Annotated in this window: 19 protein-coding genes; all 19 read right to left on the reverse strand. The window is 65.6% G+C overall.

What is annotated here, in order from left to right; genetic code table 11:
• Positions 1 to 58: 58 nt before the first annotated feature.
• Positions 59 to 919, reverse strand: coding sequence for an urea ABC transporter ATP-binding protein UrtD (gene urtD, locus CF161_RS21625; protein WP_020298742.1), 861 nt, complete (start codon positions 917 to 919; stop codon positions 59 to 61).
• Complete coding sequence (gene urtC / locus CF161_RS21630) at positions 916 to 1,995, reverse strand: urea ABC transporter permease subunit UrtC (RefSeq protein WP_020298743.1); 1,080 nt, start codon at positions 1,993 to 1,995, stop codon at positions 916 to 918. Before urtC ends, urtD begins: the two co-directional genes overlap by 4 nt.
• The gene (gene urtB, locus CF161_RS21635; RefSeq protein ID WP_020298744.1) at positions 1,995 to 3,497 is read right to left on the reverse strand and encodes an urea ABC transporter permease subunit UrtB; all 1,503 of its coding nucleotides are present in this window, start codon (positions 3,495 to 3,497) and stop codon (positions 1,995 to 1,997) included. Before urtB ends, urtC begins: the two co-directional genes overlap by 1 nt.
• A gap of 158 nt (positions 3,498 to 3,655) precedes the next feature.
• A complete protein-coding gene (urtA, locus tag CF161_RS21640; protein WP_020298745.1) occupies positions 3,656 to 4,921 on the reverse strand; it encodes an urea ABC transporter substrate-binding protein in 1,266 nt (421 codons plus the stop codon).
• A 226-nt stretch (positions 4,922 to 5,147) separates the two neighbouring features.
• Complete coding sequence (locus tag CF161_RS21645; protein ID WP_020298746.1) at positions 5,148 to 5,447, reverse strand: hypothetical protein; 300 nt, start codon at positions 5,445 to 5,447, stop codon at positions 5,148 to 5,150.
• Between the two features lie 97 nt (positions 5,448 to 5,544).
• A complete protein-coding gene (locus tag CF161_RS21650; RefSeq protein ID WP_020298747.1) occupies positions 5,545 to 6,555 on the reverse strand; it encodes an iron ABC transporter permease in 1,011 nt (336 codons plus the stop codon).
• Entirely contained in the window at positions 6,552 to 7,499 is a 948-nt protein-coding gene (locus CF161_RS21655; protein ID WP_020298748.1) for an ABC transporter substrate-binding protein, read from the reverse strand. Before CF161_RS21655 ends, CF161_RS21650 begins: the two co-directional genes overlap by 4 nt.
• Entirely contained in the window at positions 7,496 to 8,284 is a 789-nt protein-coding gene (locus CF161_RS21660; RefSeq protein WP_020298749.1) for an ABC transporter ATP-binding protein, read from the reverse strand. Before CF161_RS21660 ends, CF161_RS21655 begins: the two co-directional genes overlap by 4 nt.
• A 144-nt stretch (positions 8,285 to 8,428) precedes the next feature.
• On the reverse strand, positions 8,429 to 9,811 hold the full coding sequence (locus CF161_RS21665) for a PepSY domain-containing protein (RefSeq protein WP_020298750.1): 1,383 nt from the start codon (positions 9,809 to 9,811) through the stop codon (positions 8,429 to 8,431).
• A 156-nt stretch (positions 9,812 to 9,967) separates the two neighbouring features.
• On the reverse strand, positions 9,968 to 12,007 hold the full coding sequence (locus CF161_RS21670) for a TonB-dependent copper receptor (protein ID WP_371106537.1): 2,040 nt from the start codon (positions 12,005 to 12,007) through the stop codon (positions 9,968 to 9,970).
• A gap of 183 nt (positions 12,008 to 12,190) precedes the next feature.
• A complete protein-coding gene (locus tag CF161_RS21675; protein WP_043230071.1) occupies positions 12,191 to 12,601 on the reverse strand; it encodes a DUF2946 domain-containing protein in 411 nt (136 codons plus the stop codon).
• Between the two features lie 55 nt (positions 12,602 to 12,656).
• The gene (locus CF161_RS21680; protein ID WP_020298754.1) at positions 12,657 to 13,151 is read right to left on the reverse strand and encodes a copper chaperone PCu(A)C; all 495 of its coding nucleotides are present in this window, start codon (positions 13,149 to 13,151) and stop codon (positions 12,657 to 12,659) included.
• Positions 13,152 to 13,199: 48 nt separating this feature from the next.
• Positions 13,200 to 13,598, reverse strand: coding sequence for a DUF2946 domain-containing protein (locus tag CF161_RS21685; RefSeq protein ID WP_020298755.1), 399 nt, complete (start codon positions 13,596 to 13,598; stop codon positions 13,200 to 13,202).
• A 98-nt stretch (positions 13,599 to 13,696) separates the two neighbouring features.
• Positions 13,697 to 13,981, reverse strand: a complete 285-nt coding sequence (locus tag CF161_RS21690) for an addiction module antidote protein (RefSeq protein ID WP_020298756.1) — start codon at positions 13,979 to 13,981, stop codon at positions 13,697 to 13,699.
• A gap of 1 nt (position 13,982) precedes the next feature.
• Positions 13,983 to 14,276 (reverse strand): type II toxin-antitoxin system RelE/ParE family toxin, encoded by a 294-nt coding sequence (locus CF161_RS21695; RefSeq protein ID WP_020298757.1) that lies wholly within the window; start codon positions 14,274 to 14,276, stop codon positions 13,983 to 13,985.
• 173 nt (positions 14,277 to 14,449) lie between these two features.
• Entirely contained in the window at positions 14,450 to 14,866 is a 417-nt protein-coding gene (locus CF161_RS21700; RefSeq protein ID WP_020298758.1) for a heme-binding protein, read from the reverse strand.
• Between the two features lie 127 nt (positions 14,867 to 14,993).
• Positions 14,994 to 15,776, reverse strand: a complete 783-nt coding sequence (locus CF161_RS21705) for an ABC transporter substrate-binding protein (RefSeq protein WP_020298759.1) — start codon at positions 15,774 to 15,776, stop codon at positions 14,994 to 14,996.
• Between the two features lie 150 nt (positions 15,777 to 15,926).
• Positions 15,927 to 16,280 carry a RidA family protein gene (locus CF161_RS21710; RefSeq protein WP_020298760.1) on the reverse strand — a complete coding sequence of 118 codons (354 nt, stop codon included), beginning with the start codon at positions 16,278 to 16,280 and terminating at the stop codon, positions 15,927 to 15,929.
• Positions 16,277 to 17,170: (2Fe-2S)-binding protein (locus tag CF161_RS21715; RefSeq protein WP_020298761.1), on the reverse strand; the 894-nt coding region annotated here is incomplete at its 5' end. The genes CF161_RS21715 and CF161_RS21710, both read right to left, overlap by 4 nt.

A 17,170-nucleotide genomic window follows, 5' to 3' on the forward strand; every position in this document is an offset into this window, starting at 1 on the left:
GGTGTACGGCGTTGCTTTCAACTTGCCGCTTGCAGCTCGCAACTTGCCGCTGGCCGATTCATCGGCCCAAATAAACCTCGATCACGCGTTCATCGGCCTGCACCTGTTCCAGGGAGCCCTCGGCCAGTACGCTGCCTTGGTGCAGCACGGTGACGTGGTCGGCGATGGCGCCGACGAAGCCCATGTCGTGCTCCACCACCATCAGCGAATGCTTGCCGGCCAGGCTCTTGAACAGTTCGGCGGTGAACTCGGTTTCGGCGTCGGTCATGCCGGCCACCGGTTCATCGAGCAGCAGCAACTGCGGGTCCTGCACCAGCAGCATGCCGATTTCCAGGAACTGCTTCTGGCCATGGGACAGCAGGCCCGCCGGACGCTGGACCGAGGCGGTCAGGCGAATGGTCTGCAGCACCTCGTCGATACGGTCGCGCTGTTCGCCGCTGAGTCGGGCCCGCAGGCTGGCCCACACCGATTTGTCGGTCTTTTGCGCGAGCTCCAGGTTCTCGAACACGCTCAGGGCTTCGAACACCGTGGGTTTCTGGAACTTGCGGCCGATCCCGGCCTGGGCGATCTGCACTTCGCTCATCGCCGCCAGGTCCAGGGTTTCGCCGAACCAGGCCTTGCCGTGGCTGGGCCGGGTCTTGCCGGTGATCACGTCCATCAGGGTGGTCTTGCCTGCGCCGTTGGGGCCGATGATGCAGCGCAGTTCGCCGACGCCGATGTACAGGTTCAGGTCGTTGAGGGCCTTGAAGCCATCGAAGCTGACGCTGATGTCTTCCAGGGTCAGGATCGTCCCGTGGCGTGTGTTCAGGCCCTTGCCAGCGGCCTGCCCGAGGCCGATGGCATCGCGGCTGGCGCCGGCGTCTTTATTCGGTTCCAGGATAGGTTCGAGCATGAATTCAGCCGTCGCCGTGACTCTCATTGTTCGCCCCTTTTCTTCAGCAAACCGATCACGCCCTTGGGCAGGTACAGGGTCACCACGATAAACAGCGCCCCGAGGAAGAACAGCCAGTACTCCGGGAAGGCCACGGTGAACCAGCTCTTCATGCCGTTGACCACGCCGGCCCCCAGCAGCGGACCGATCAGCGTGCCGCGCCCGCCCAGGGCCACCCACACGGCCGCCTCGATGGAGTTGGTCGGCGACATTTCGCTGGGGTTGATGATGCCCACCTGAGGCACATACAAGGCCCCGGCCAGGCCGCACAGCACCGCGCTCAGCACCCACACGAAGAGCTTGAAGCCGCGCGGGTCGTAGCCGCAGAACATCAGGCGGTTCTCGGCGTCGCGCAGGGCGGTCAGGACCCGGCCGAACTTGCTCCGCGCCAGGCGCCAGCCAATCCACAGGCTGGCCACCAGCAACAGCACGGTGGCGCAAAACAGCACCGCGCGGGTCCCGGGTTCGGTGATGCCGAAACCGAGAATGGTGCGGAAATTGGTGAAGCCGTTATTGCCGCCAAACCCGGTCTCGTTGCGAAAGAACAGCAGCATCCCGGCGAAGGTCAGGGCCTGGGTCATGATCGAGAAATACACGCCCTTGATCCGCGAGCGGAAGGCGAAGAAACCGAACACCAGGGCCAGCAATCCCGGGGCCAGCACCACCAGGCACAGGGCCCAGAGGAAATGGCTGGTGCCGACCCAGTACCACGGCAGCTCGGTCCATGAGAGGAAGGTCATGAACGCCGGCAAGCCATCGCCCGAGGCCTGGCGCATCAGGTACATGCCCATGGCATAGCCGCCCAGGGCAAAGAACAGCCCGTGGCCCAGGGACAGCAGCCCGGCATAGCCCCAGACCAGGTCCAGGGCCAGGGCGACGATGGCGTAACAGAGGATCTTGCCCACCAGGGTCAGGGTGTAGGCTGAGACGTGCAGCGGGTTGTCCGCGGCCAGCAGCGACAACAGCGGCAGGGCCAGCAGCACCAGGAGCAGCAGCGCACCGACGGTGAGCGTGACCCTGGGTCCGGCTTTCTGGCTGGCGGTTACGAGCAGTGGTTGATTCATCAGTCGATCACCCGTCCTTTCAGAGCAAAGAGGCCTTGCGGACGTTTCTGAATAAACAGAATGATCAGCGCGAGGATCAGGATCTTGCCGAGCACGGCGCCGATCTGCGGTTCGAGAATCTTGTTCGCGACCCCCAGGCCAAAGGCCGCCAGCACGCTACCGGCCAACTGGCCGACCCCGCCCAGCACCACCACCAGGAACGAGTCGATGATGTAGCTCTGGCCCAGGTCCGGGCCGACGTTGCCGATCTGGCTCAGGGCCACGCCGCCCAGCCCGGCGATGCCCGAGCCGAGGCCGAAGGCGAGCATGTCGACGCGCCCGGTGGGCACGCCGCAGCAGGCGGCCATGTTGCGGTTCTGGGTCACGGCGCGCACGTTCAGGCCCAGGCGGGTCCTGTTCAGCAGCAGCCAGGTGAGCACCACGACAAACAGCGCGAAGCCGATGATCACGATGCGGTTGTACGGCAGCACCAGGTTGGGCAGCACCTGGATCCCGCCCGAGAGCCAGGCCGGGTTGGCCACCTCGACGTTCTGCGCGCCGAACACCAGGCGCACCAGTTGGATCAGCATCAGGCTGATGCCCCAGGTTGCCAGCAGGGTTTCCAGCGGGCGGCCGTAGAGGTGACGAATCACCGTGCGCTCCAGGGCCATGCCGATCGCCGCCGTGACGAAAAACGCCACCGGCAGCGCAATCAACGGGTAGAACTCGATGGCCTGCGGGGCGAAGCGCTGGAACAGCAACTGCACCACGTAGGTGGAGTAGGCGCCGAGCATCAGCATCTCGCCGTGGGCCATGTTGATCACCCCCAGCAAACCGAAGGTGATCGCCAGCCCCAGGGCCGCCAGCAGCAGGATCGAGCCCAGGGACAGGCCGCTGAAGGCCTGGCCCAGCACCTCGCCCACCAGCAGCTTGCGCTTGACCTGGGCCAGGCTGGTTTCGGCCGCGGTGCGCACCGCGGCGTCGGCTTCGACCCCGGGTTCGAGCAGGCCTTCGAGGCGGGTACGGGCCAGCGGGTCGCCGGTTTCACCGAGCAGGCGCACGGCGGCCAGGCGTACCGCCGGGTCGCTGTCCACCAGTTGCAGGTTGGCCAGGGCCAGGCTCAGGGCGGCGTGTACGCGTTGGTCCGGTTCCGCGGCCAATTGCCGATCAAGGAATGCGAGTTGCGCCGGCTTGGCGCTCTTTTGCAGTTGCTGGGCTGCGGCGAGGCGGAGCTTGCTGTCGGCGGCGAGCAATTGGTGGCTGGCCAGGGCGGTGTCGATCAGCCCCCGCAAGCGGTTGTTCAGGCGCAGGGTCTTGGCTTGGCCGTCGACCGTCAGCTGGCCTTGCTGCAAGGCGTTGATCAGTTCGACGCGCGCCGGGTCGGGCTGCGCAGCCCAGGCTTCCAGCAGTTGGGCCTGCCGGGACGGGTTGGCCGCGACGAAGTCTTCGGCGTCACCGGCCCTGGCTGCCAGCGGCAACAGCAGCAGGCAGGCGAGGATAAAACGGTAAAGGGCAGTGGGCATATCGTTGGCCTTGCGCGGACAGGCCGGGGCCTGTGCGTGATCCTGTCGCCGCTGCCGGAGGCTGCGCTGGCCCGGTTGGCCCGGGCGGGTCGCAGCCTTCGGCAGCGGCGACAGAGGTTGTGCCGGACCGCAGACGGCGTCCGGCTTCCATCCCTCGCTTAGTTGCTCTTGACCGCGTAGTCCGGCTTCTTGTCGTTACCCGGAATGAACGGGCTCCACGGCTGGGCGCGGATCGGGCCTTCGGTCTGCCACACCACGTTGAACTGACCGTCGGGCTGGATCTCGCCGATCATCACCGGCTTGTGCAGGTGGTGGTTGGTCTTGTCCATGGTCAGGGTGTAGCCGGACGGCGCGGCAAAGGTCTGGCCGGCCAGGGCCTCGCGGACCTTGTCGACGTCGGTGGACTTGGCTTTCTCCACCGCCTGGGCCCACATGTGGATGCCGACATAGGTGGCTTCCATCGGGTCGTTGGTCACGGCCTTGTCCGCCCCCGGCAGGTTCTTGGCCTTGGCGTAGGCCTTCCAGTCGGCGACGAATTTCTTGTTGGTGGGGTTATCCACCGACTCGAAGTAGTTCCACGCCGCGAGGTTGCCCACCAGGGGTTTGGTGTCGATCCCGCGCAGTTCTTCCTCGCCCACGGAGAAGGCCACCACCGGCACGTCGGTGGCTTTCAGGCCCTGGTTGGCCAGCTCTTTGTAGAACGGCACATTGGAGTCGCCGTTGACGGTGGAGATAACGGCGGTCTTGCCCCCGGCGGAGAATTTCTTGATGTTGGACACGATGGTCTGGTAGTCGGCATGGCCGAACGGGGTGTAGACCTCTTCGATGTCCTTGTCGGCCACGCCCTTGGAATGGAGGAACGAACGCAGGATTTTATTGGTGGTGCGCGGGTACACGTAGTCGGTGCCCAGCAGGAAGAAGCGCTTGGCGCCGCCGCCGTCTTCGCTCATCAGGTATTCCACGGCCGGGATTGCCTGCTGGTTGGGCGCGGCACCGGTGTAGAAGACGTTGGGCGACATCTCTTCGCCTTCGTACTGCACCGGGTAGAACAGCAGGCCATTGAGCTCTTCGAACACCGGCAACACCGATTTGCGCGACACCGAGGTCCAGCAACCGAACACCACCGCGACCTTGTCCTGGGTCAGCAACTGACGGCCCTTCTCGGCGAACAGCGGCCAGTTGGAGGCAGGGTCGACCACCACCGGCTCCAGCATCTTGCCGTTGACCCCGCCCTTGGCGTTGATCTCGTCAATGGTCATCAGCGCCATGTCTTTGAGCGAGGTTTCGGAGATCGCCATGGTCCCCGACAGCGAATGCAGGATACCGACCTTGATGGTCTCGGCGGCCTGGACGGTCCAGGTCAAGCCCATCGCGGCAATGCTTGCCGTGAGTGTGAAAGCCTTGATCAAGCTGCGACGCTTCATTGTGCGATCCCCATGACTATTTGAGTTTTTCAGGTGGCAGATGCGAGCTACTGAAAAGCTGTTTTGCAAGGGGTGTGCCGAGTCGCTGCAAGGCATGAAAACGTCGCCTTGCGCGCAGAGTCAGGGCGGGCGATGCCCCAAGACGAGGCCTTGGGCAGGGGGTGGTGCGTCGGGGTGCTTCATTGTGGTGCTGCCGCAGGGCGGCAGCCGAGGTTGCGAGCTGGCTTCAATTCGCGCCGGGAAAGGAGTCCACATACTGGATGGTGAAATCGGGGAAGGAGTCGACAATCTGGATCTTGTAATCCGGGAAACTGTTGACGATTTTCCACTCGCCTGGCGAGTCGGCGAAGGAGCTGACCTGCTTCACCTTCAGGTCGGGAAAGGAGCGCACCATCTTGACTTTGTAGTCCGGGAAGCTGTTGACGAATTGGATGTTGCCGTAGATTTCCGAGACATCGACCGTGCTGCCGGCCATGGCGCTACTGGAGCCAAATACCAGCAGCGACAGCCAGAGATTTTTCAACATGAGACTCATCCTGAGCAGTGTGAGGTGCGCATTCTAGGGCGTGCCGAGCGGTTGTGGAAATCGCCCAGGCGCGGCCTTGTCTGGATGCCGAGGGCCTTCAGCGCCGGCGCATCAGCCCGATAAAGAACAACCCGCCAATCGCCGCCGTGGCCACGCCGATCGGCAGGTCTTCGGGGGCGATCAGGGTGCGGGCCGCGACGTCGACCCAGACCAGGAACAGGCTGCCCAGCAGCACGCACACCGGCAGCAGGCGCCGGTGTTCGGCGCCCACCAGGCGGCGGGCAATGTGCGGCACCATCAGCCCGACAAAACCGATGGAGCCGCTGATGGACACCAGCACGCCGGTCATCAGGGAGGCGATCAAAAACACCCGCAGGCGCACGTTGCGGGCGTTCAGGCCCAGGGTCACGGCGGTCTGCTCGCCGGCCATCAGCGCGTTCAGCGGGCGCGCCATGCCCAGCAGCAACGCCAGGCCGAGCAACACGCTGATGGCGGGAATCGTCAGCAATTCCCAGCGCGCCAGGCCGAGGCCGCCGAGCATCCAGAACATCACCGCCGAGCTGGCGCGGTGGTCGCCCACAAACAACAGCAGATTGGCGATCGCCATCATCACAAAGGACACCGCGACCCCACACAGCAGCAGGCGATCGCTGTCGAGACGGCCGTGGCGCGCGGCGATGCCGAGCACCAGCAGCATGCTGAGCAAGGCGCCGACAAAGGCCGCTAGGGGCAGGGTCAGGAGACCGATCACTTGCCCCATATGCAGCACTACAATCACTGCGCCCAGGGTCGCGCCGGACGTCACCCCCAGCAGGTGCGGGTCGGCCAGCGGGTTGCGCGTCACCGCTTGCAGCACCGCGCCGATCAGCGCCAACCCGGCGCCCACCAAGGCCCCGAGCACCATGCGCGGCACGCGGATCAGCCAGACGATATGTTCCTGCCCGGCATTCCAGCTCACCTCACCGATACCCAGGGCCTTGTGCAGCAGGATGCGCCACACCACGTCCAGTGGCACCGGCGCCGGGCCGAAACCGAGGGAGACCACGCAAGACACCAGCAACAGCGCGCCCAGGAGCATCAGCAGCCCGGCATAACGACGGTTGATCATGGGCCGTGGAAACCCTTGGCCAGGGTCTGCACCGCCAGCACGTTATCGATGCCCGGGGTGGCCTGGACGTAGGGGATCACGATAAAGCGCCGGTTCCTGATGGCGTCCACCGACTGCAACGCCGGGTTGTCCAGCAGGAACTGCTGCTTCTGCTCGGCGCTGATTTCGCTGTAGTCGACGATCACAATCACCTGCGGGTTGCGCTCGACCACGGTCTCCCAGTTGACCCGGGTCCAACTGGTGTCCAGGTCGGCGAGAATGTTGCGCCCGCCGGCAGCATCGATCAGGGCCTGGGGCATGCCCAGGCGGCCCGAGGTCATGGCGCGGTCTTCACCGCTGTCGTAGAGGAATACCCGTGGCCGGTCGGCGGGCAGCTGTTGTTTGACCTCGGCCACCTGCTGCTGCATCTGGCTGATCAATTGGTTGGCGCGGTCCTGCACATCGAAAATGCGCCCCAGGTTGCGCAGGTCGTTGTAGGTGTCGTCGAGGCTGGCGGCCGGGCGTTTCATGACAAAGGCGCAGGACTCGGTCAGCTCATAGACGTTGATGCCCAGTGGCGCCAGGGTCTGGGGCGTGAGGTCGCCACCGACGCGCATGCCGTAGTCCCAGCCGGCAAAAAAGAAGTCGACGTTGGCGTTGAGCAGGGTTTCCACCGACGGGTATTTGGCCGCGAGTTCCGGCAGCCCGGCGAGGCTGGCCTGCATCTCGGGAGTCATGGCCTTCCAGCCGCTGATGCCGCTGTAGCCGACCATGCGCGGCTTGAGGCCGAGGGCGAGCATCATCTGGGTCATGTTGATGTCGTGGCTCAGGGCATGCCGGGGGGCCTGGTTGAAGGTCACTTCGCGGTTGCAACTGTGGACGGTCAGCGGGTAGCGGGTGGCCTCGGCCAGGGCTTGGCCGGCTGCCAGGGACAGGGCGAGGCACAGCAGGACGCGCAGGGTCATGGTTGGGTTATCCAGGTAATGCGTGGGTGGTCGGCCAGCGGATGGCGATCGATCAGGGCCTCGACCCCGAACACCTCGCGCAGCAGTTCGGCGGTCAGGACCTCGGTCGGCGTGCCGCTGGCGACGATGCGCCCGTGATCGAGCACATACAGCCGGTCGCAGAAAGCCGCGGCCAGGTTCAAGTCGTGGATGCTGGCCAGGGTGCCTACCCCCAGGCGTTTCACCCATTGCAGCAGTTGCAATTGGTAGCGGGGGTCGAGGTGGTTGGTCGGCTCGTCGAGGATCAGCAATTGCGGCTGCTGGGCCAGGGCGCGGGCCAGAATCACCCGCTGTTTTTCACCTCCGGAGAGGGTGGCGAAGGCATGCGTTTCAAAGCCCAGCAGGCCTACCGACTGCAAGGCCTGGCGGGCCAGCTCGCGGTCATGGGGGGTGTCGCCATCGAACAAGCCCTTATGCGGGGTCCGGCCCATGGCGACCACTTCTGCAACGGTCAGACCGAAGGCATCGGGGAACTCCTGCAGCACCACGGCGATGCGTTGCGCGCACCAGCGTGGCGATTGCCGCCACAGGTCGTAATGCTCCAGGCGCACCTCGCCCTGCTGCGGTTTGCTGAAGCGATAGGCGCAGCGCAGCAGGCTGGTCTTGCCGCTGCCATTGGGCCCGATCAGGCCGACGAACTCCCCCGGTGCCACATGCAGGCTGGCCTCACGCAGCTGGAACTGGTGATGACAATGGCCCTGGCCCAGGGGTGTCCAGGCCAGGTTGGTGAGGTTCAGCGAGGTCATGCGCGATCCGTATTGATTGCCCGGCGCCGCGATGGGGCGGCGGGCAGCAAGCTTACACTTGTAGGTTACAAAGTAACATTGGCCCGGGGCGAGCCGGGCCGCGCACAGTCTACAGAAGCGCAAACGCCGCGCATCTCGCCGGGCTCATGTTGAAGATGAGGCCGACTCAGATGCACGGTTCCAGCGTGACAACAGCAGGCGATCGAGCAGCCACACCACAATCAGCGACGCGCCCACCAGGGGAAACGCCAAGGCCAGGGCCAGCATCACCCACATCGCAGTTTTCCACTTCGGCAGGTCATGGCGCAGCGGCGGCACGCCGAGTCGGCCAGTGGGGCGGCGCTTCCACCAGATCACCAGGCCGCTGACGGCGCTGAGCAGAATCATCAGGCAGATCAACAGCACCGCCAGCTGGTTCAGCGGCCCGAACATCTTGCCTTCGTGGAGCATGACCCCGACCTCGGTGGCGCGGGCCACGGGGCTGTAGTCCTGCCAGCGCACATCGGCCAAAACCTGGCCGGTGTACTGGTCGATGTGCAGGGTGGCGTCGTTGCGCGGGTCGTCGGCGAACACCGCGAGGGTGAACACGCCGCTGGCGGTGGTGGGCAGGGTAATGCTGTAGCCGGGCTCGACCTGGCGCTGGCGAGCGATGTCCTGCACCTGCTGCAAGCTGATGGCGGGCGCTGCCGGCGCGTGGTCGGCGGCGCCGTGGGCCATGTGTTCGGCATGGTCGCCGGACATCGGCATCGGCGTGTTCTCCAGGGCCCAGGGCACGGTCTGGCGCGTGGCGTTATTCAGGGCGCCGGCCTGCTGGTCGGACTGCGGCACGTTGTTCCACATGGCCGCCGGGAAGCGGTTCCAGAGGTCGGCGTATTGCTTGCCCCAGAAGCCGGTCCAGGTCATGCCGCTCAACAGCATCACCAGCAGGAACGCGGCGCCCCAGAAACCCGCCACGCTGTGCAGGTCGCGCCAGAACAGGCGGCCGCGACTGCTCAGGCGTGGCCACAGGACCCCGGCCGTGGACGTGCCGCGCGGCCACCACAGGTACAGGCCCGACACCACCAGCATCACGCCCCAGCCGGCGGCCAGTTCCACCAGGCGGTCGCCCAGGGTGCCGATCATCAGCTCGCCGTGAATGGCCCGGGCCACGGCCTGCAGCGTGCGCTTGGCGTGCTGCTCGCCGAGGATGTCGCCGTGGTAGGGATCGACGAACACGTTCAACTCGACGCCGGCGTTTTGCACCACGAATTGTGCGCTGCGCTCGGCATTGATCGGCGGCAGGTACTGTTTGACCTGGGCCTGTGGATAAACCGCCTGCACCCGCTTGAGCAGCTCGTCGGCACTGAGGCTGTGGTGCCCGGCGGGGACGTTGAGCAGCTCGCCGTACATCAGTGGGTCGAGCTGGGGCTTGAACAGGTAAATGATGCCGGTCAGGGCCAGCATCACCATAAAGGGCGCAACCAGCAGCCCGGCGTAGAAATGCCAGCGCCAGGCCAGGTTGTAGAAAGACACCTTGGGTTGAGTCATCGAATAAGGCTCCGCACGGCAGTGGATCTGTTGTTGTAGGGGCAGCTGTTGCTGCCAGTCATGCTCGGTAGCCGCTGCCGAGGCACGAGGCTGCGCTGGCCTGAGCGGGATTCACTCGCTCATCCCCAGCGCAGCCTGGCGGCAGCGGCTATGGGGTCAGAAGCTCAGGTCGACCTTGGTCCAGAGCGTGCGTCCCGGTTCGTTGATGGCTTGCGGGTCATTGGCCGGATAGCCGAACCCGGCGTTGCCGGCCAGGTTCAGGTGCTCGGCGTAGGCCTTGCCGAACAGGTTGTCGACGCCGCTGCTGAGTTTCAGGTTCTTGTTGATGCGGTAGGCGCCATTGAGCGAGAACACGCCGAAGCCGCCGCTCTTGTCGAAGTCCTTGCCGACCACGTTGCCCTTGTTCTGGTCGATGCGGTTCTGCGCCGCGACCACCCGCCACAAGGCGCCGGCGCTCCACTGATCCTGGCTGTAGGTCAGGCCCATGCGCGCGTCCAGCGGTGGCATTTGCGGCAGCGCCTTGCCATCGCTGCTGTTCTTGCCCCAGGCGTAGGCCAGGGTGGCGTCGGCCTTCCAGTTGGAGGTCAGCTTGTAGGCGGCCCCCAGTTCGCCGCCCATGATCCGGGCGTCGATGTTCTCGGCCTGGGAGGTGGTGCCCATCATCCCCGGGCGGTAGTTGAACAGGATGTAGTCGCGGATTTGACCGACATAGCCCGAGGCCCAGGCTTCCAGGTCTTCGCTTTTGTATTGCAGGCCGAAATCGAGCTGGGTGGTTTTCTCCGGCTTGATCGAATCGAAGGCGTTGACCGAGCCGGCGGGGCCGGTATTGGGCGAAAACAGCTCCCAGTAATCCGGGAACCGCTGGGTATGGCCCAGGCCGGCGTACAGGGTGGTCGGGCTGTCGGCCAGATCATGCTCGTAGCGCACAAAGCCGCTGGGCAGGGTGTCGGCGCGGGTGTTGTCGGCGGTGGGGTTGGGGCGGCTCATCATGTTGCTGGTGAGGCGCTGGCGATAGTCCTTGGCCGAGGCGCGGTCCAGGCGCGCGCCGCTGATCAGGCGATCGCGGTCGGCGGCGTACCAGGTCAGCTCGCCGAAGACCCCATAGTTGTGGAAGTCGGCGTCCTTCTCGCGGGGCAGCTGCTTGTAGGTGTCGACGCCGCTGCTGGCGCGTTGGCGGTGTTCGTTGGTCTGTGCGTCCAGGCCGCTGATCAGTTGCACATCGGCCCAGCGCCAGGTGGCTTTGATCCGCGCGCCGAGGGTCCGGCGGTCGACGTTGGACGCCATGGGCCCGGCCATCATCCCGGTGCCCGAGGGCGTGCGCAGGCTGTAGTTGTCCATCACGTGGTCGGCGTAGTTGTAGTAGACCTGGGCCTCGACCTTGTCCAGCACCTCGCCCAGGTTGGACCTCTCAAAGCGCAGCCCCAGGCTTTCGCGCTTGAACTGTGAACCGTCCATGCCGCGTCCGGCATAGCGTGCCTCGCCGTCGCCCTTGCCGGCGGTCAGCTCCAGCAGGGTGTCGGCGTCCGGGGTCCAGCCCAGGGCTACATCGCCGTTCCACTTGTCGTAGCGCGAGGCCACGGTGTCGTTGTTGCCGTCCTTGTAATCGTCGGCGTGGGCGGTGTTGCCGATTACCCGGACATAACCCAGCGGGCCACCGGCGGCGGCATCCAGCACCTTGTCGAAGCGACCGTTGGAGCCGGCCAGCAGGCTGGCATTGACCCGGGTCCCGAGTTCGCCGAAATGCTCGGGCTCACGCTCGAACAACACGGTCCCGGCCGACGCGCCCGGGCCCCAGAGCACGGTTTGCGGGCCTTTGATCACGGTCAGCTTGTCGTAGGTCTCGGGGGAAATGTAGGAGGTCGGGGCGTCCATGCGCCCGGGGCAGGCGCCGAGCATCATGCCGCCATTGGTCAGGATGTTCAGCCGCGAACCAAACATCCCGCGCAGCACCGGGTCGCCATTGGTGCCGCCGTTGCGCACCAGGGCAAAGCCGGGAATGGTCTTCAGGTAGTCGCCGCCATCGCTGGCCGGCACTGGCTGACGCGGGTCCTTGGGGTTGGTGACCACGGTCAGCGGCGAGCTGGGGGCAATGGCGGTAATCACCGTGGGCGTGAGTTCTTGCGGATGAGGGTGCTGGTGCAGGTCCTCGGCAGGCTCGGCGGCCATGGCCAGGGGGGCGAGCAGGGCCCCGCACATGACGCCGATGGCGCGGTTGAAACGCACATGGGACGGTTTCAGGGCAAAGGTGTTGCAAGCCTGGGCAGCGCCCAGGCGAGTGTTGGCAGAAAACATAAATGTTCCATCAATAGGCACAAACGACACGGCCGGGCGCCTGCGACTGTGGGGGCGACAGTCGGCCGTGGGAGAGAAGCAAGGGGCCTAGCGGATGGCGGGCGGGGCGCGGGTCAGGGCGCCGGGGAACACGGTCTGCCGGGCGTGACCCAGGCGCGGGGAGGGGCTGACAAAGGGGGTGTTGGGGGGCGTCGCCGCGATGCTGAATGACAAACCGCCGGGCAGCGCCGGGCAGTTGAACAACAGGCTGCAATAGCCGCATTTTTCCCAGAGCCCGTGGTGTTCGCTCTGGGCCTTGCCTTGTTGTGCGCCGGGTTGGGTTTCGCCGTGGCAGCCGGGTTCGCCGCTGTCCATGTCCATCGACATGGACATGTTCATCGGCATGGCCTGATCCATCGGCATCGCTTGGGAAATCAGCGGACCGATAAAGATCATCAGCATGGCGAACAGACTGATCCAGCTACCGCGACGCACTTTTATCGAGTGGCGAGGCGGCACGGATCGCCTGGCGCCGGGCGGGCGCAGGGCGTTCACGAACAGCGCGGGTCAGTGATTACTGGGCGTGCTTGTGCTCGGCCATGTTGTCGGGCGCCTGCTTCTGCACCGCGACCTCGACCGTTACGTCACCGGCCTTCTCGAAGTGCAGGGTCAGCGGGAAGCGCTTGCCGTCGCTCAGCAGGCTGCGGTCTTTGAGCTCCAGCAGCATCACGTGGTAAGCCATGGGCGCGAAGCTGACCTCGGCACCCGGGGCAATGGCCACCTTGGGCACTTGCTGCATTTTCATCAGGTCGCCCTGCATCACGTGCTCATGCAGCTCGGCCTTGCCGGCAATCGGGGTGTCGACGCTGAGCAGGGTGTCGGCCGTGCTACCGGTGTTGTGCAGCACGAAGTACGCAGCAACGGTCGGCGCGTTCGGCGGCAGCTCCTGGGACCAGGGGTGGGCAATCTGAATCTCGCCGGCCTTGTATTCATGGGCATTGGCGAAACAGGCAGGTAGCAGTACAGCGGCCAGCAGCAGGGCTTGCTTGACCAGGGATGGTTTGAACATGGCAATTCTCCAGGGTGATTCAAAAACGCAGGTCACGTGCGAAAGGAATCACGCCAGGGGCGGTGCACCGGGGTTCAGGCTCGGCCATTGCTGGCGCGGCGTGGGGGTGTCGATCTGAGTGGGCGGCAGGCTGCCGTGGGTGGCGTAGCGTGCGAAATATGGCTGCGGCACATGCCCGGGCAAGGCCACCAGGGGCGCTGAGCCGGAGCAGCACCAGCAATGCTGCATGGTGGAGTGATCGTCGTTCTGCGGGGTTTTTTGCTCGAGCTTGCCCAGGGAGATCGCCACCAGCTTGGTGCCGGTCGAAGAACAGAAGCTGCCCCACAGCAGTTGCTCGGTGGCGCCTTGGTCGTCCCGCGGCAGGGCCCCGGAAAGCGGCATGGCAAGCATGTTGAACAGCACTGCGAAGCAGGCGATCCAGGCAAATGCGAGCCGTTGTCGGGACATGATGGACGATCCGTCGGGTTGGGCGATCAGGCGGGTATTTAGCCTGATCGCCGGGCATAAGTAAAAAAGCCGTGTGCGGTGTGGTGTCGCAGCGCGGCTCAGGCAGTGCTGGCGTGCAGCTTGAGGCCCAGGGCCTTCATCACTTTGATGATAGTCGCGAACTCGGGATTGCCCTGGCTGCCCAGCGCCTTGTACAGGCTTTCGCGGCCCAGGCCGGTGTCGCGGGCGATCTGGGTCATGCCCCGGGCGCGGGCGACGTGGCCCAGGGCGCGCAGCAGTTCATCGGTGTCGCCGTCGGCCAGGACCTGGGACAGGTACTCGCTGATGGCCTCGTCGCTGTCGAGCAGGGTTGCCATGTCGAAGGGAACAAGTGTGCCAGCCATATCAAAACTCCTTTGCCAGGGCTCGGGCCTTGTGGATGTCGGCTGCCTGGGTCGCCTTGTCGCCACCCTGCAGCAGAATGATCAGCCAGGTGCCGCGCCGAATGAAATAAATGCGGTAGCCGGCGCCGATATCGACGCGCATTTCACCGAGTTCGCCGCCCAGCGCCTTGACGTCGCCGAGGTTGCCCGCCGCCGCGCGCTCGAGGCGCCGTGCGATGGCGACCCTGGCTCGCAGATCGCGAAGTGACGCATGCCAGCGCGCAAAACCGGGCGTCTGCTGGAGGGTGTAATCCATGGCTGAGTGTATCCATATAGAGACAAAAAACAATGCCGTCATGAGGCCATCCGACTGACGGCTCACAACGAATGCCTGGCTATAAGGTAAGCAGCGAAGGGCGCGGGGAGGGCGGCATTTTTCGTATCGGAATGTTCGGCGCAAGCCCCTAGCCAGAGCCAGGGGTACGAGCTTCAGCCTTGCTCGGCGTCCAGTGTGGCGACAGCCAGGCGCGCCAGTTCCGCGTCCTGCTCGGGCCTGACGCCGGACACGCCAATCGCGCCGATGCATTGCCCCAGGTGCAGGATCGGCACCCCGCCTTCGAGCATGCCTTGCAGCAGCGGTGCGCTGAGAAATGCCTGGCGCCCGCCGTTGATCATCTGTTCATAGGCCCCGCTGTCGCGCCGGCCGAGGGCGGCGGTGCGGGCTTTTTCCGTGGCGATGTAGGCGCTGATGGGCGCCGCGTCGTCGAGCCGCAGCAGGCCCAGGGGATGGCCGCCGTCATCGACCACGGCAATGCTCACGGCCCAGCCGCGTTCGCGGGCGGCGTGCTCGGCCGCAAGCAGCATCTGGGTGACATCGGGCTGGGACAGGACCGGTTTGTTGCGCATGGTGTTGCCTCTTTCGAACGCCACTGGCCAGGCGCGTGTCACGCGCCCGGCCAGCTTCGGGGGGTAGGTCTGGCATGGGCACCGTCGCCGGCAATCGGGCCGCAACGGCGTCCGCCAGGGGGAGGATTTACTCGCCGTAGATGTCGAAGTTGAAGTACTTCTTGCGGATCTGCTCATAGCTGCCGTCGGCCCGTATCGCCGCCAGGGCCTGGTTCAGCTCGGCGCTCAGCGGGTCGTTCTTGCGCACCGCGATGCCGATGCCGGTGCCAAAGTACTGCGGGTCGGTGAAGCTGGGCCCGACAAAGTGATAGTCACCGCCTTCGGGCCGTTTGAGCAGGCCTTCCTCGACGGCCACCGAACTGGCCAGGGTGGCGTCGACGCGGCCGGCCAGCAGGTCGAGGTAGATTTCATTCTGCGAGCCATAACGCACGATCTGCGCCCCGGCCGGCTCGAAGGTGGCCGAGGCGTAGCGGTCGAAGTTGGTGGCGCGCTGCACGCCGATGCGCTTACCGGCCAGGGACGCTGGAATGGCCTCGATGCCGTTGCCCTTGCGGGTCACCAGCTTGGCCGGGATGCGGTAGTAGCGGTCGCTGAAGTCCACCGATTTGAGGCGCTCGGGGGTGATCGACACCGAAGAAATCGCCGCGTCGATCTTGCGCACCTTGAGGGCCGGGATCAGGCCGTCAAATTCCAGTTCCTGCCACTGGCAGGTGACCTGCATCTTGGCGCACAGGGCCTGGCCGATGTCGTAGTCGAACCCTTGCAGACGGTTGTCGCTGGTCTTGTAGGCAAACGGCGGGTAGGCCGCCTCGATGCCCACGCGCAGGGTTTTCTCGGCGGCCTGGGTGCTGGCGCCGAAACTGGCGAGGCTGGCCAGGCCAAGGGCGGTGAGGGTTTTTTTCAGGTTCATACAAAGCTCCGGATGCGTGTTGTTGTACATCGGGCACTCGCCAATGCAAGGCGCCCGTTATCGGCAGTCGCAATGAGAACGCAGGGTCGGGCGGCTCGCAGGTGGCTGCCCTGACCGGTTGCCCGCGTGTGCGGGCGGCTTGCCCGCGCCTCAGACGGCGGCGGTAACAATCAGCTCGAGGCGGATTTCGGCGTCGTCGAAAGCCACCTGGGCCGTGGCTCGGGCCGGGGTTTGCGTGGGGTCGACCCAGGCGCTCCACAGCGCGTTCATGGCGTCGAAATCGGCGGCCATGTCTTTCATCCAGATCTGCACGCTGAGCAGGCGGCTCTTGTCGCTGCCGGCTTCGGCCAGCAACTGGTCGACGCGCTCCAGCACCTGGCGGGTCTGGCCCTGGATGTCCTGGCTGCAATCGGCGGCGACGATGCCGCTGAGCCAGGCCACCTGGTTGTGCACCACCACGCGGCTTAGTCGTGGGTTGCTGTGGATACGCTGGATAGAGGTCATGGGTGCTCCCGGGAAAGGTCGAGGCAGGCTTCACCTGCGAGTTGGCTGAGGGTGATGGGTTTGAGTGGTGGGCGGATGCGGTAGTAGCCGACGGCGGCCGGGGAAACCTGGCGCCGCTCGGCGATCACTTCGCTGACGCTGAGCCCGCACAGGCGGCCCTGGCAGGGGCCCATGCCGCAGCGGCCGAACGCCTTGGCCTGGTTCGGCCCGAGGCAGCCCAGGTCGACGTAGTGGCGCAGGTCGCCGGCGCTGACTTCTTCACAGCGGCAGACGATGACGTCGTCGGCGGGGATGCGGTTCTGCTGCTGCGGGCGGTACAGGGTGTCGATCAGCGGACGCGCCGCCAGGTGCCGGACCAGGGCGCGGCGCAGCGCTGGCAGTGGAGCATCGATCTGCGCGGCAGCCTGGGGCTGCAACTGACGGGCGATTCCCCGGGCCGCTATCCGCCCTTGTTCCCGCGCGGCCAGGGCGCCGCCGATGGCCGCGGCATCACCGGCGATAAACACGCCGGGCTGGCTGGTTTCTCCAAACGGGTCGCGGTGCACGGTCCAGCACAGTTGCTGTTCGTCCCACTGGTGCTCCAGGCGCAGCGACCAACTGATCTGGGTGTTGGGCACCACGCCCTGATGCAACAGGATCAATTGCGCCGGGAGCCGGTGTTCATCCCCGCCGCAGCGAAAGCTCAGGGCCCGGGCCTGGTCGTGGCCCTCGATCTGCAAGTCGCGCGCGCCCCGGTAATGCTGGACTCCGGCACGCCGCAATTGCCTCAGCAGGCCCAGGCCCTTGCGCAGTTCGCGCCAGCCGCCGAGGGCCGCCGGGATCTGGCGCCAGGCACGCAGCAGGTCGGCGTGACTGCTGGTGTCAACCAGGGCCGCGACCTGGACCCCGGC

It is taken from the genome of Pseudomonas sp. CF161, from assembly GCF_000416215.1.
Classification (GTDB): domain Bacteria; phylum Pseudomonadota; class Gammaproteobacteria; order Pseudomonadales; family Pseudomonadaceae; genus Aquipseudomonas.